At 45.6% G+C, this 14,652-nt stretch carries 4 protein-coding genes, 2 tRNA genes, 3 rRNA genes and 2 pseudogenes; all 11 read right to left on the bottom strand.

Going from position 1 to position 14,652, the window contains the following annotated elements:
- Positions 1-133 precede the first annotated feature (133 nt).
- The 11 genes and pseudogenes from DYE66_RS02965 to DYE66_RS02915 all read right to left on the bottom strand — a co-directional run bounded on the left by DYE66_RS02965 (position 134) and on the right by DYE66_RS02915 (position 14,560).
- Positions 134-1,660, bottom strand: a pseudogene (locus DYE66_RS02965) (IS1182 family transposase).
- Between the two features lie 438 nt (positions 1,661-2,098).
- Positions 2,099-2,221: pseudogene (locus DYE66_RS02960) on the bottom strand (transcriptional regulator); the annotation flags it as partial.
- Positions 2,222-2,574: 353 nt separating this feature from the next.
- Positions 2,575-2,648 (bottom strand) — tRNA-Asn (locus tag DYE66_RS02955).
- 5 nt (positions 2,649-2,653) lie between these two features.
- Positions 2,654-2,769, bottom strand: a 5S ribosomal RNA gene (gene rrf / locus DYE66_RS02950).
- Between the two features lie 156 nt (positions 2,770-2,925).
- Positions 2,926-5,826 (bottom strand): 23S ribosomal RNA (locus DYE66_RS02945).
- A gap of 195 nt (positions 5,827-6,021) precedes the next feature.
- Positions 6,022-6,094, bottom strand: a tRNA-Ala gene (locus DYE66_RS02940).
- 204 nt (positions 6,095-6,298) lie between these two features.
- Positions 6,299-7,856, bottom strand: a 16S ribosomal RNA gene (locus DYE66_RS02935).
- Together the 16S, 23S and 5S rRNA genes with 2 tRNA genes alongside form the textbook arrangement of a ribosomal RNA operon.
- A 549-nt stretch (positions 7,857-8,405) precedes the next feature.
- Positions 8,406-10,907, bottom strand: coding sequence for a leucine--tRNA ligase (gene leuS / locus DYE66_RS02930; protein ID WP_115324887.1), 2,502 nt, complete (start codon positions 10,905-10,907; stop codon positions 8,406-8,408).
- A 277-nt stretch (positions 10,908-11,184) separates the two neighbouring features.
- A complete protein-coding gene (gene ilvC, locus DYE66_RS02925) occupies positions 11,185-12,207 on the bottom strand; it encodes a ketol-acid reductoisomerase (RefSeq protein ID WP_019788521.1) in 1,023 nt (340 codons plus the stop codon).
- A 174-nt stretch (positions 12,208-12,381) separates the two neighbouring features.
- On the bottom strand, positions 12,382-12,864 hold the full coding sequence (gene ilvN, locus DYE66_RS02920) for an acetolactate synthase small subunit (RefSeq protein ID WP_003000695.1): 483 nt from the start codon (positions 12,862-12,864) through the stop codon (positions 12,382-12,384).
- Complete coding sequence (locus tag DYE66_RS02915) at positions 12,857-14,560, bottom strand: acetolactate synthase large subunit (protein WP_115324885.1); 1,704 nt, start codon at positions 14,558-14,560, stop codon at positions 12,857-12,859. The genes ilvN and DYE66_RS02915 overlap by 8 nt, the downstream gene beginning before the upstream one ends.
- Between the last annotated feature and the right edge of the window lie 92 nt (positions 14,561-14,652).

Raw genomic sequence — 14,652 nt, 5'->3', positions numbered from 1 at the left:
TACTCACTAAAAATCAAAAGTAATAAGGAACAAAGACCTCAGCCACTAAAGAGGCAAAGTTCTAACGAGTCTGGGACAGAAATCCGTTTGAGCTCGAAAAATAGAGGATCGCTTGTTGGTGACCCTCTGTTTTTTAGGTTCGGTTGCTTCTCCTGTTATATTTGATGAGATTATTGGCCATAAGGGCCAATCCCATGTCAATCTTGACCTGTCGTTTCCCCCGCAGATTACACCTTTTGTAACCCAAACAAGCCTTTATCTGCCCAAAGACAGGCTCCACATCAACCTTGCGTTGTGCGAAAACTTGACTGCCCTCAGGAGATAAAAGCGCTTGAACTTCTTTTTGCTTTAAGTATTGGTACCGTTCATTGATGTAAAGCCCCTTTTGAGGAGCTAATTCAGGCTCCTCAGCCTGGTAGACCTTAATCTCTTGTTCAAAACCTGTTTGCGTTTTCTGGTGTTTGAGATGATGAAACACCTATTTCCAGCCCTCTGGATGGGTGTAGCTATCCTCTTTTTCATTATAGTGCCAATTGGCTAGATTCTTGTCAGACTTTCTGTAGGTTCTCTTTTGTTCCTTATCAAACCGACCATACTTAATCAAGTGATTAATTTCCTCTTGGTCAAGAGTTAGTAGGTTCTCTTCACTACCATAACCAGCATCTGCGACAATAGTCTTGGCGTCATGGGGATAGGAGTCTAAAAATGGTAAGAGGGTCTTGGTGTCTGTCGGATTTGGGAAGATATCATAGTGGAGAACAAATTGATTCTCAGTAGCGATTTGGAGATTGTAGCCAGCCTTCAGTTGACCATTTCTCATGTGGTCGTCTTTCATCCGCATAAAAGTGGCGTCTGTATCTGTCTTTGAAAAACTATTGCGACCAGTGAAAGTGGCTTGATAGGTCTCATACTTTTGTGCACGGGCTGAAAAATCATCCCTTACCTTTCGAAGGACTTTCTTGAGTTTCCGACGCTTTGTTTGACGCTCATCCTTTCCTTTGACAGGATTTTCTTCGATGGCTTGGTTAACTGATTTCAATTCTTCCTCAAGGATTTGAGAAAACTCTGTCAATTGTTCAGAAGTTACAGGCTCTTGGTCATCTAAGACAATGGCCTCTTGAATCAAAGGATTAATTTCCTCTTGAAAATAGGTTTTTAGAGTCGCTTGAAGTTTGGCAGAAAATTTATCAACAGCCTTCCGCCAAACAAAACTGTACCTGTTAGCGTTAGCCTCAATCTTAGTCCCGTCAATAAACAAACACTCTAAGGACACTAATTCCTCCATTTTCAACTGAAGGTTGAGGTCAATAAAGAGATTACGAATCAGCTCCTCCATCCCAGGAGCCACACGAAAACGATTGATTGTCCGATAAGAAATCACCAGCTGACCTGTTAAGTATTGCATGGCAAGATTTTCCACCATCATTTTTTCTATCTTTCGTCCGGAAAAGATCCCTTGAGAATAAGCAAATAAAAGGGCTGCTAGGAGTAATTGGGGATGGTAAGAAGGCCGCCCAACCTCATGATAAAAGTTTAGAAAGGCATTATCATCTAGTTTATTGACCACCTTTTCAATCGTAAAAACGAGATGGTTGTGGGGTAAGAATGCGCTTAATTCTAGTGGCAGAGTCGTTTGATTTGTGTTATAGTGACTGTACATGAGGTAGCCTTTCTATTATTTTTTTGTCAACGATATTTTATCAAGACTACCTATGTCAAGCAAAAAGCAACGGCATCAAAACCGTTGCTTTTTCGTTGGCTGAGGGATGGTTTTGTCCCAAGCTCTAGCACCCGCACTAACCCGAATAAAATCGTAGAACAACTGTTTTATAACGATTTGAATTTAGGTTAGGCTGTCGTTAACGCGTCTTGATGAATCAAGTAGAAAGCAGAGCTTTCTCTATCCCCAGCTCAAACAGGCTACTAGACTGTTTTGACACTTGCTACGCAAGTTTCACTTCCAACCTTTGACAGTCCCCAGACTGTCAAAGCTATCTGCAACGCCTTGCCTAGTCCTAGTCCTAAATCAAACCACTGATATTCTCGTGTCATTAGGCAACACCTTATTAGCTTTACCCATCGGAAACTTTTGATACTCTTCGTCTGCATTGGTCAATTCCAAATCAGATTGGCAGTGGCCCAAGAGCAACTCATTTTGATGTTCCGCCAAGACAAGAATCCTATTGAAAAAAACATCCAATTCCTTTGCTAATTTAGACATAAGACAAACTCCTTAACTAGTTAACAAAAACCATCTTACCATTTAAAAAAGACCAGGTCAAGTGAAGTAGATGAAAAAAGAATACTAAAGGCCTAATTTAAAGAGTAATTTCCTAGAGTAAATCGGAAAAGATTAGAAACATTAAGTAAAGGCACCCCAAATCATACTAGGCAGACTCTAAAACGAAAACTACAAAACAATCAAGTGTTTGGGCGCATAGCTCAGCTGATTAGAGCACACAAAGGCAATGTCCATCAACTACAGTCAAGTACCGCCCTATGCCCCACTTTCGGTCCTTCAGAAAAAAACAAAAAGAAAGAGCTCTCCTAGAACTCTCTCAAATCTCTTGTCTACTCCACCAGTAGGACTCGAACCTACGACATCATGATTAACAGTCATGCGCTACTACCAACTGAGCTATGGTGGATAAAGGCTAAGCGACTCCCATATCTAACAGGGGGCAACCCCCAACTACTTCAGGCGTTCTAGGGCTTAACTGCTGTGTTCGGCATGGTTACAGGTGTATCTCCTAGGCTAGCGTCACTTAACTCCTTGAGTGTACTCACTCAAAATTGAATACCTATCTATTGTACCAAGTCTCACCAAAACCTGTCAATGACTTTTGAAACCTTACTTATGAATTGTACGTCGGCACCTTCCTAATTTTCTGTTGCTTTCTTATTTGGTGCCTCTCGTAACTTATCTTGGATAAGTCCTCGAGCGATTAGTATTAGTCCGCTCCATGTGTCACCACACTTCCACTCCTAACCTATCTACCTGATCTTCTCTCAGGGCTCTTACTAACTTAACGTTATGGGAAATCTCATCTCGAGGGGGGCTTCACACTTAGATGCTTTCAGCGTTTATCCCTTCCCTACATAGCTACCCAGCGATGCCCTTGGCAGGACAACTGGTACACCAGCGGTAAGTCCACTCTGGTCCTCTCGTACTAGGAGCAGTTCCTCTCAAATTTCCTTCGCCCGCGACGGATAGGGACCGAACTGTCTCACGACGTTCTGAACCCAGCTCGCGTGCCGCTTTAATGGGCGAACAGCCCAACCCTTGGGACCGACTACAGCCCCAGGATGCGACGAGCCGACATCGAGGTGCCAAACCTCCCCGTCGATGTGAACTCTTGGGGGAGATAAGCCTGTTATCCCCAGGGTAGCTTTTATCCGTTGAGCGATGGCCCTTCCATGCGGTACCACCGGATCACTAAGCCCGACTTTCGTCCCTGCTCGAGTTGTAGCTCTCGCAGTCAAGCTCCCTTATACCTTTACACTCTGCGATTGATTTCCAACCAATCTGAGGGAACCTTTGGGCGCCTCCGTTACCTTTTAGGAGGCGACCGCCCCAGTCAAACTGCCCGTCAGACACTGTCTCCCTAGACGTTTAGCCTAGTGGGTTAGAGTAGCCATAACACAAGGGTAGTATCCCAACAGCGCCTCATTCGAAACTAGCGTCCCGAACTCAATGGCTCCTACCTATCCTGTACATGTGGTACAGATACTCAATATCAAACTGCAGTAAAGCTCCATGGGGTCTTTCCGTCCTGTCGCGGGTAACCTGCATCTTCACAGGTACTAAAATTTCACCGAGTCTCTCGTTGAGACAGTGCCCAAATCATTACGCCTTTCGTGCGGGTCGGAACTTACCCGACAAGGAATTTCGCTACCTTAGGACCGTTATAGTTACGGCCGCCGTTTACTGGGGCTTCAATTCATACCTTCGCGTTACCGCTAAGCACTCCTCTTAACCTTCCAGCACCGGGCAGGCGTCACCCCCTATACGTCATCTTACGATTTCGCAGAGAGCTGTGTTTTTGATAAACAGTTGCTTGGGCCTATTCACTGCGGCTGACTGAAAGTCAGCGCCCCTTCTCCCGAAGTTACGGGGCCATTTTGCCGAGTTCCTTAACGAGAGTTCTCTCGCTCACCTGAGGCTACTCGCCTCGACTACCTGTGTCGGTTTGCGGTACGGGTAGAGTATAGATTAACGCTAGAAGCTTTTCTTGGCAGCGTGACATCACTCACTTCGCTACTAAACTTCGCTCCCCTTCACAGCCTGGCGTTACAGGTATAAGCATTTGACTCATACCACGCCTCACTGCTTGGCCAGACACTTCCATTCGTCTGGTTGAGTTAGCCTTCTGCGTCCCTCCTTCACTCTATACTCTAGTACAGGACTATCAACCTGTTGCCCATCGGATACACCTGTCGGTCTCTCCTTAGGTCCCGACTAACCCAGGGCGGACGAGCCTTCCCCTGGAAACCTTAGTCTTACGGTGGACAGGATTCTCACCTGTCTTGCGCTACTCATACCGGCATTCTCACTTCTATGCACTCCAGCACTCCTCACGGTATACCTTCTGCGTACATAGAACGCTCTCCTACCATCCCCTAAAGGATCCACAGCTTCGGTAAATTGTTTTAGCCCCGGTACATTTTCGGCGCAGGGTCACTCGACTAGTGAGCTATTACGCACTCTTTGAATGAATAGCTGCTTCTAAGCTAACATCCTAGTTGTCTGTGCAACCCCACATCCTTTTCCACTTAACAATTATTTGGGGACCTTAGCTGGTGGTCTGGGCTGTTTCCCTTTCGACTACGGATCTTAGCACTCGCAGTCTGACTGCCGACCATGATTACTTGGCATTCGGAGTTTATCTGAGTTTGGTAATCCGGGATGGACCCCTTACCCAAACAGTGCTCTACCTCCAATAATCTAAATGTCGACGCTAGCCCTAAAGCTATTTCGGAGAGAACCAGCTATCTCCAAGTTCGTTTGGAATTTCTCCGCTACCCACAAGTCATCCAAGCACTTTTCAACGTACTCTGGTGCGGGCCTCCAGTGAGTCTTACCTCACCTTCACCCTGCTCATGGGTAGGTCACATGGTTTCGGGTCTACGTCAATGTACTATTCCGCCCTATTCAGACTCGGTTTCCCTACGGCTCCGTCTCTTCAACTTAACCTCGCACATTAACGTAACTCGCCGGTTCATTCTACAAAAGGCACGCTCTCACCCATTAACGGGCTCGAACTTCTTGTAGGCACACGGTTTCAGGTTCTGTTTCACTCCCCTTCCGGGGTGCTTTTCACCTTTCCCTCACGGTACTGGTTCACTATCGGTCACTAGGGAGTATTTAGGGTTGGGAGATGGGCCTCCCAGCTTCCGACGAGATTCCTCGTGTCTCGCCGTACTCAGGATCCTGCTAGGTATATAGACTATTTCGAATACGAGGCTCTTACTCTCTTTGGCTGTCCTTCCCAGAACATTCTTCTATAATCTATACGTCCACAGCGCAGTCCTACAACCCCGAAGTGTAAACACTTCGGTTTGCCCTCCTGCCTCTTCGCTCGCCGCTACTAAGGCAATCGCTTTTGCTTTCTCTTCCTGCAGCTACTTAGATGTTTCAGTTCACTGCGTCTTCCTTCTCATGACCTTAACAGTCATGGATGACAACCATTAGTTGTCGGGTTCCCCCATTCGGACATCTCTGGATCAAGGCTTACTTACAGCTCCCCAAAGCATTTCGTCGTTCGTCACGTCCTTCTTCGGCTCCTAGTGCCAAGGCATCCACCGTGCGCCCTTATTAACTTAACCTTATTTCTCTTTGGTCTCTTTAAAATATAACAGCGTTTCGGTTTATTTTCTTGTTACTATTTGATAGATATTCAATTTTCAATGAACAATTGGCAACTTCGTTGCTTCTTAGGATAAGGGGGCACTGCTCTTTGAGAATAGTTGAACTCCGGACTAACGTCTTAGGAAAAAAGCGAATCGTCCTCCGTATCCTAATGGAGCCTAGCGGGATCGAACCGCTGACCTCCTGCGTGCAAAGCAGGCGCTCTCCCAGCTGAGCTAAGGCCCCACAAAACCTCTGAAAACTAAATAGCGTCCCCAAAACGTGCTTCCGGTACTAAGCTTCAGGTACTTCTATTAACCACTTTGGCTAAATTGTACTCGGGCTAAAAGCTTGTGATTTAGATGACTGCCCTAAGAAATCAGGATTTCTTGGTCAGTCCCTAAAATCAAGTCGCTTTTTAGCGCCCTCTGTTACTTAGTTTATCCTTAGAAAGGAGGTGATCCAGCCGCACCTTCCGATACGGCTACCTTGTTACGACTTCACCCCAATCATCTGTCCCACCTTAGGCGGCTGGCTCCTATAAGGTTACCTCACCGACTTTGGGTGTTACAAACTCTCGTGGTGTGACGGGCGGTGTGTACAAGGCCCGGGAACGTATTCACCGCGGCGTGCTGATCCGCGATTACTAGCGATTCCGACTTCATGTAGGCGAGTTGCAGCCTACAATCCGAACTGAGATTGGCTTTCAGAGATTAGCTTGCCGTCACCGGCTTGCGACTCGTTGTACCAACCATTGTAGCACGTGTGTAGCCCAGGTCATAAGGGGCATGATGATTTGACGTCATCCCCACCTTCCTCCGGTTTATTACCGGCAGTCTCGCTAGAGTGCCCAACTCAATGATGGCAACTAACAATAAGGGTTGCGCTCGTTGCGGGACTTAACCCAACATCTCACGACACGAGCTGACGACAACCATGCACCACCTGTCTCCGATGTACAAAAAGTAAAACTCTATCTCTAGAGCGGGCATCGGGATGTCAAGACCTGGTAAGGTTCTTCGCGTTGCTTCGAATTAAACCACATGCTCCACCGCTTGTGCGGGCCCCCGTCAATTCCTTTGAGTTTCAACCTTGCGGTCGTACTCCCCAGGCGGAGTGCTTATTGCGTTAGCTGCGGCACTAAGTCCCGGAAAGGACCTAACACCTAGCACTCATCGTTTACGGCGTGGACTACCAGGGTATCTAATCCTGTTCGCTACCCACGCTTTCGAGCCTCAGCGTCAGTGACAGACCAGAGAGCCGCTTTCGCCACCGGTGTTCCTCCATATATCTACGCATTTCACCGCTACACATGGAATTCCACTCTCCCCTTCTGCACTCAAGTCTAACAGTTTCCAAAGCATACATTGGTTGAGCCAATGCCTTTAACTTCAGACTTACTAAACCGCCTGCGCTCCCTTTACGCCCAATAAATCCGGACAACGCTCGGGACCTACGTATTACCGCGGCTGCTGGCACGTAGTTAGCCGTCCCTTTCTGGTAGCGTACCGTCACTGTGTAAACTTTCCACTCTTACACGCGTTCTTCCGCTACAACAGAGCTTTACGATCCGAAAACCGTCTTCACTCACGCGGCGTTGCTCGGTCAGACTTTCGTCCATTGCCGAAGATTCCCTACTGCTGCCTCCCGTAGGAGTCTGGGCCGTGTCTCAGTCCCAGTGTGGCCGATCACCCTCTCAGGTCGGCTATGTATCGGTGCCTTGGTAGGCCGCTACCCTACCAACTAGCTAATACAACGCAGGTCCATCTGATAGTGATACAATGGTATCTTTTAAGTCTCTAACATGTGTTAAACACTCTCATGCGGTATTAGCTATCGTTTCCAATAGTTATCCCCCGCTATCAGGCAGGTTACCTACGCGTTACTCACCCGTTCGCGACTCATTAATATCAGTGGAGCAAGCTCCGGTGATATCAATGCGTTCCACTTGCATGTATTAGGCACGCCGCCAGCGTTCGTCCTGAGCCAGGATCAAACTCTCATTTAATCTTTACTCAATCCGTCTCTGACAGATTTATGGCTTTTCTTGACAGGTTAATTCCTTAACCCGCACGTCTTGGTTGCTTCGCTATTCAGTTCTCAAAGGTCTTTCGTCCCCTCTCGAGGACAGCTTCTTTATTCTAGCAAACACCTTCACCCTTGTCAATAGGTTTGTCGGGATTTTTTTATTTTTTGAAACTTGGAGAAAATCTTAGTGGAGACTAATATTAGCATCTTTTTATCGGGCTAAGGAAAAAGCTTGTTTCTAACAAAAAAAGGACGAACAAAACTGAATTCCGAAGGTCAGAAATAGCAATTTCGTTCGTCTTTTTGATTTAAAAATTTTTTATATCTTTTTGCGCTTTTCAGACTCAAAAGGCTTTCAAAAAGAACAAAGGCTTTTCTTAAGTCTGATAATTTTAGCAAAAAGTGATAAAAATTTCTCTTCGATTATAATAATATTTTTCAAAGCCAGAGAGTCTTCCTCAACAATTACCATGCCCACTCTGTCACTACTATAAAAAGTAGACCCCTTACAGGAATCTACTTCAGATACTTATTTTGCAACAATATTAACCAGCTTATTAGGAACGGCGATTACTTTGACGATTTCTTTTCCTTCTAGCTCCGTCTTAATCTTATCATTCGCTAAAGCCAGGGCCTGCATGTCTTCTTGCGGAAGATCCTTTGGAATCATTAGTTTCGCCCTAACCTTACCCTTGATTTGAACGACAATCTCAACTTCTTCTTCAACAAGCTTACTGTCATCCCAAGTTGGCCAGGCAACATAGGAAATGGAGTCCCCTGAATTTGTGAGTTTTTGCCACAATTCTTCAGATAAATGTGGCGCAAAAGGAGCTAAGAGTTGAACAAAACCTTGAGCGTAATCGACAAAGAGGGCCTTTTCCTTATTTGCGGCATTAACGAAGACCATAAGTGAAGCAATAGCTGTATTGAACTTCATAGCCTCAATTTGTTCCGTTACAGACTTAACGGTTTCATTATAAACCTTATCTAACTTTCCATCATTATCCGCTGTAATATCCTTGGTGGTCAAAAGGCGATAAACACGATCCAGGAATTTCCGAGAACCTTCTAGGCCTTCTTCTGACCAAGCGATAGAAGCATCAAGGGGCCCCATAAACATTTCATAGACACGCAGAGTGTCCGCACCGTACTGCTCAACGACATCATCTGGGTTGACAACATTTTTGAGGGATTTAGACATCTTGGCTGGTGCTTGCTCCAACTCTTCGCCCGTTTCGATGTTGAAGAATGAGCCGTCACGTTTTTCAACCTTGTCAGTCGCAACAAGGGCACCACGGCTGTCGCGGTAGCTGGTTCCCAAAATCATCCCTTGATTGAAGAGCTTTTGGAAGGGTTCTTTGGTTGGTACAACGCCTAAATCATAGAGAACCTTGTGCCAGAAGCGGGCATAGAGCAGGTGAAGAACGGCGTGCTCAGCCCCACCAATGTAAATATCAACCGGCAACCAAGCCTTGAGAAGCTCTTCGTCCGCCAATTTTTCATCATTATGTGGGTCAATATAGCGCAGGTAATACCAACTAGAACCTGCCCATTGTGGCATAGTATTGGTTTCGCGACGTCCTTTGACACCATCCTCACGAACAACTTCCAGCCAGTCGGTTAAGTTGGCCAGCGGACTTTCCCCCGTACCAGAAGGACGAATATCCTTGGTCACTGGAAGAACCAATGGCAATTCATTTTCAGGTACCGCACTTGAAGTGCCGTCTTCCCAATGAATAATTGGAATTGGCTCTCCCCAATAACGTTGACGACTGAAAAGCCAGTCGCGGAGACGATAGTTGATTTGTTTTTTACCGAATTCTTTTTCTTCTAGAAATTCGATAATCTTATCAATCGCATCTTCCTTGTTGAGGCCATCAAGGAATTCTGAATTGATGTGGAGTCCGTCTTCTGTATAGGCCTCCTCCTCAACATTCCCACCCTCAAGAACCGGAATAATCTCCAGACCAAATTCCTTAGCAAATTCCCAGTCACGTGTGTCATGAGCCGGGACAGCCATGATAGCACCCGTTCCGTAGCTAGCAAGGACGTAGTCTGAAATCCAGATAGGAATCTGACGACCATTGACAGGGTTGATGGCGTAGGCACCCGTCCAAACACCAGTTTTTTCCTTATTGAGGTCGGTCCGAGCCAAGTCAGATTTGAGACTTGCTTCACGCTTGTAGTTAGCAACTGCCTGAGCCTGTTCAGGACTGGTAATGATATCAACTAAGTCATGCTCGGGTGCCATAACAGCATAGGTAGCTCCGAATAAGGTATCAGGACGAGTGGTGAAGACGGTGAATGACTTGTCCGTATCCACCACCTTGAAGTCAACATGGGCACCAACTGACTTACCAATCCAGTTGCGTTGCATTTCCTTGATAGACTCAGGCCAATCGAGGTCTTCCAAATCTTCCAAAAGGCGTTCGGCATAGGCCGTAATTTTCAACATCCATTGGCGCATAGGCTTGCGGACAACAGGGTAGCCTCCGCGCTCAGAAGTCCCATCTGGTAGGACTTCTTCATTGGCGATAGCTGTTCCCAATTCCTCTACCCAATTGACAGGCACTTCAGCTTCATATGCCAAGCCTTTTTCGTAAAGCTTCGTAAAAATCCACTGAGTCCACTTGTAGTAGTTAGGATCTGTCGTGTTGACTTCGCAGTTCCAGTCATAAGAAAAACCTAGACTGTTGATTTGACGTTTAAAGTTGGCAATATTTTCTGCGGTAAATTCGGCAGGGTCATTTCCCGTATCCATGGCATATTGTTCAGCAGGAAGTCCGAAAGCATCCCAACCCATAGGGTGCAAGACATTGTAGCCTTGAGCGCGTTTGTAGCGGCTGAGAATATCTGTTGCTGTGTAGCCCTCAGGGTGCCCAACGTGTAGACCTGCTCCTGATGGATAAGGGAACATATCGAGGGCGTAAAAATTAGGCTTAGACGCATCTGTTCCCGTTTTAAAGGTTTCATGCTCCGCCCAGTACTTCTGCCACTTTGTTTCAATTTCTTTATGATTATAGAAAGTCATTGCACACTTCTCCATTTTATATAGTCCTATCCATTATATCATTTTCACCTTATTTTTAAAGGTAAGTTTCAATCATAGGCCCAGCACGTATTTTACAGCGTGTATTTTACCACTGAGTTCAGACTAAATTCCAGATTACGAATAGGTGGAACTTACTTTGGGAATTTACCCGCGTATTTTATTCTAAACTTTTTAGGTTAACCCAGCTAATAGACTTGGTGACCTAGTCACGAAAAAAGAAGGCTTCCGCCTTCTTTCATCTCTTAATCACATCTGCTTATTCGTAAATCTTGAAGGCATCATCATCATTTTGACTGACGAACGGCATGGCTTTACGCAATTCAGCACCAATCTTTTCAATTTCAAGATTTTCTGCTTCTTCACGATAAGCCTTCAAGCGTGGGAAGCCAGCATCGTGGTCTTCAACAAATTCTTTAGCGAATTTACCTGATTGAATATCAGTAAGAGCAGCCTTCATATTTTCCTTAACCTCAGGTCCAATAACACGCGGACCAGTGACGAAGTCACCAAATTCAGCAGTATTTGAACATGATTGGCGCATCTTCTTGAAGCCACCTTCGTAGATTAGGTCTACAATCAATTTCATTTCATGGAGCACTTCAAAGTAAGCCAATTGTGGTGCATAGCCAGCTTCGGTCAAAACTTCAAAACCAGCTTCGATCAAGTGTGTCAAGCCACCCATAAGGACTGCTTGTTCCCCAAAGAGGTCTTCTTCGGTTTCTTCCTTGAAGCTTGTCGTCAATAGACCCACACGAGCTGATCCAAGTCCTTTAGCCCAAGACATAGCAATCTCTTGTGCATGTCCCGTTGGATTTTGGTAAACAGCATAGAGAGCTGGTACCCCAAATCCTTCTGAAAAAGTACGACGAACCAAGTGACCTGGTCCCTTAGGTGCCACCATGAAGACATCAACATCTTCTGGTGCCTTGATATAACCGAAATGAATGTTGAAACCATGAGCAAAGCCAAGAGCATTACCCGAAGACAGGTTTGGGGCGATTTCCTTAGCGTAAATATCTTTTTGGATTTCATCTGGTGCCAAAACCATGATGACATCGGCTAATTTAGTTGCTTCGCCAACCTCATAAACATCAAAGCCATCTTCTTTAGCCTTATCAAAGGACTTACCGTGACGAACACCAATGATGACATCATATCCTGAATCACGCAAGTTTTGGGCATGAGCATGGCCCTGAGAACCATAACCAACGACGGCAAGTTTTTTACCCGCAAGGGCATCAACTGTTACATCTTTTTCATATTCCATTTCTACTGCCATAATTACAACACTCTTTTCTAAAAATTATAGTTTAGCCTTACGGCTAGGGTTAACTTGATTAAGAGAGATTTTTATACTCTTCAAAAATCAAAACTATCCATCGTTAACTCACTTTGCCGTACCCAAGTACAGCCTGCAGTTCGTTGCCTTGGCTAGATTGATTTTTATTGAGTATTAGGATAAATCTCGAGAGAAACCTGTTGCTCCTGTTCGGGCAACATTCTGAATACCATAGGGTTCGACAACACGCAAGAGGGCATCAATCTTGCTAGCATCCCCTGTAACCTGAACCGTAATTGATTTCAAGGCAACATCAATAACGCTAGCCCGAAATGGCTGAATGACTGCCAAAATCTCAGCACGCTTGTGAACTGGAGCCGCCAACTTAATCAAGATGACTTCCCGCTCTAGGTGAGGAACATCTGTAATATCACGCACTCGGATGACATCAATCAAGCGATTGAGTTGCTTGATAATCAAATCAGCCTCTTCTAAACTGGCGACATCAATGATGACGGTAATCCGAGTCACACCCTCTTCTTCCGTATGTCCTGCCGAAACTTCCTCAATATTGATTTGCTTTCTCAGAAGGACTCCGGTGAAACGATTGAGAACTCCAGCTGTATTGCGAAGCCTGGCTGTTAACATTCTACGCATCGAAGCTCACCCCCATCATTTCAGCATTGGATTTTCCAGAAGGAACCATAGGATAAACATGTTCACGATTAGAGATATTGACCTCAATCAACATGGGCTTGTTTTCTGTAATGACTTGCAAATCCTCTTGCAGAGTCTTGGGGTCAGAAAACTGATAATGGACAATCCCATAGGCCTCAGCCAAAAGTTGGAAATTGGGTTCATCATCAAAGGTCGATTCACTACGACGTTCATCATAGAAGGACTCCTGCCATTGACGAACCATTCCCAGAGAATGATTATTAATGAGGACGACCTTGATAGGAAGACCATAACCGTTGAGAATGGCCAGTTCCTGGTTGGTCATCTGGAAGCCACCATCACCAACAAAGAGAACAACTTCCTTGTCTGGATTTGCCAACTTGGCCCCAATAGCTGCCGGAATACCAAAGCCCATAGTCCCTAGTCCCCCTGAAGTAATAAGCTGACGCTCATTTTTGAAAGGGTAGAACTGAGCTGCCCACATCTGATGTTGCCCAACGTCGGTCACAACAATGGCTTCCCCATCCGTCAGCTGACCAATCCTTTCAATGGCCTCTTGAGGTTTAATGACTTCTTGGTCATGCTTGTAAGAGAAAGGTGCTTTAGCCTTATTAGCTAGAACTTCCTCAGTCCAAGCATCATGACGAGTTCTGACCTTTTCCTCGGCCAAAAGTAAGCTCAGGGTTTCCTTGGCATCTCCAACTATGGGAATAGCCGTTGGGACAACCTTACCAATCTCAGCAGCATCAATATCAACATGAGCTACCACTGCATTCTTTGCGAAGGTCTTAGGATTTCCTGTTAGACGATCGGCAAAGCGCGAGCCAAAGTTGATCATCAAGTCACAATGGGTCATAGCCATATTAGAGGCATAAGAACCATGCATGCCTCCCATTCCTAAGGCCAGAGGATGATCGATAGGAATAGTTCCTAGACTCAGAAGCGTTGAAACAACCGGAATATTATACCTTTCTGCAAAGGCAATCAACTCCTTAGAGGCCCCCGCGTAATTGACACCACCACCTGCAATAATTAAAGGCTTCTTGGAGCGCTTGATCTGGTTGAGGAGTTTTTTAATCTGTAGGCCATTCGGCTCAACCTTGGGTTGATAGCTAGGCAAATCCAAGTTAGGGTCATTGTAGCTAGTAACCCTAGCTGCTGCAATGTCCTTGGGGAGGTCAATGACAACAGGGCCAGGACGACCAGTCGTTGCAATATGAACGGCCTCGGTCACAATCCGTGGAATATCAGCGGCATCTCGAATCTGATAATTGTACTTGGTAATTGGCATGGTAATCCCAACAATATCAGCTTCCTGGAAGGCATCTTTACCAATCCCCGCCATACCAACCTGACCTGTAAAAATCAGCATAGGCACGCTATCACTCATGCCATCCGCAATACCCGTAATGGCGTTAGTAGCACCGGGTCCACTGGTCACAAGGGCAACACCGATTTTTCCTGTTGACTTGGCAAAACCTTCTGCCTCATGAAGCGCTCCTTGTTCGTGACGTGCCAGAATATGATGGATGTCATCATGTTGGTAAATAGCGTCGTACAAAGGAAGAACAGCCCCACCGGGGTAACCGAAAATAGTCTGAATTCCCAAATCCACCAGAGTGTCTAAAAGTAAATCAGAGCCCGTCTTGGCTTTTTCTAATCTTATTTGGTTCATACTACCTCCTTTGTCTGAATCTTGCGGATTTTTCTAAAAATTCAAAAATCTTGTGTCTATAATAACATTTTCAGAAAATATTGCAAGTCAAA

The sequence above is a fragment of the Streptococcus downei MFe28 genome, from assembly GCF_900459175.1.
In the GTDB taxonomy this organism is placed as follows: Bacteria; Bacillota; Bacilli; order Lactobacillales; family Streptococcaceae; genus Streptococcus; species Streptococcus downei.
The sequence above is the reverse complement of the archived record's forward strand: the minus strand, read 5'-3'. Positions and strand labels throughout refer to the sequence as shown.

Excerpts from the sequence above, each read along its gene's own strand:
- leuS (WP_115324887.1), bottom strand. The coding sequence starts at position 10,907 with ATGACTTTCTATAATCATAAAGAAATTGAAACAAAGTGGCAGAAGTAC.
- ilvC (WP_019788521.1), bottom strand. The coding sequence starts at position 12,207 with ATGGCAGTAGAAATGGAATATGAAAAAGATGTAACAGTTGATGCCCTT.
- DYE66_RS02915 (WP_115324885.1), bottom strand. The coding sequence starts at position 14,560 with ATGAACCAAATAAGATTAGAAAAAGCCAAGACGGGCTCTGATTTACTT.
- ilvN (WP_003000695.1), bottom strand. The coding sequence starts at position 12,864 with ATGCGTAGAATGTTAACAGCCAGGCTTCGCAATACAGCTGGAGTTCTC.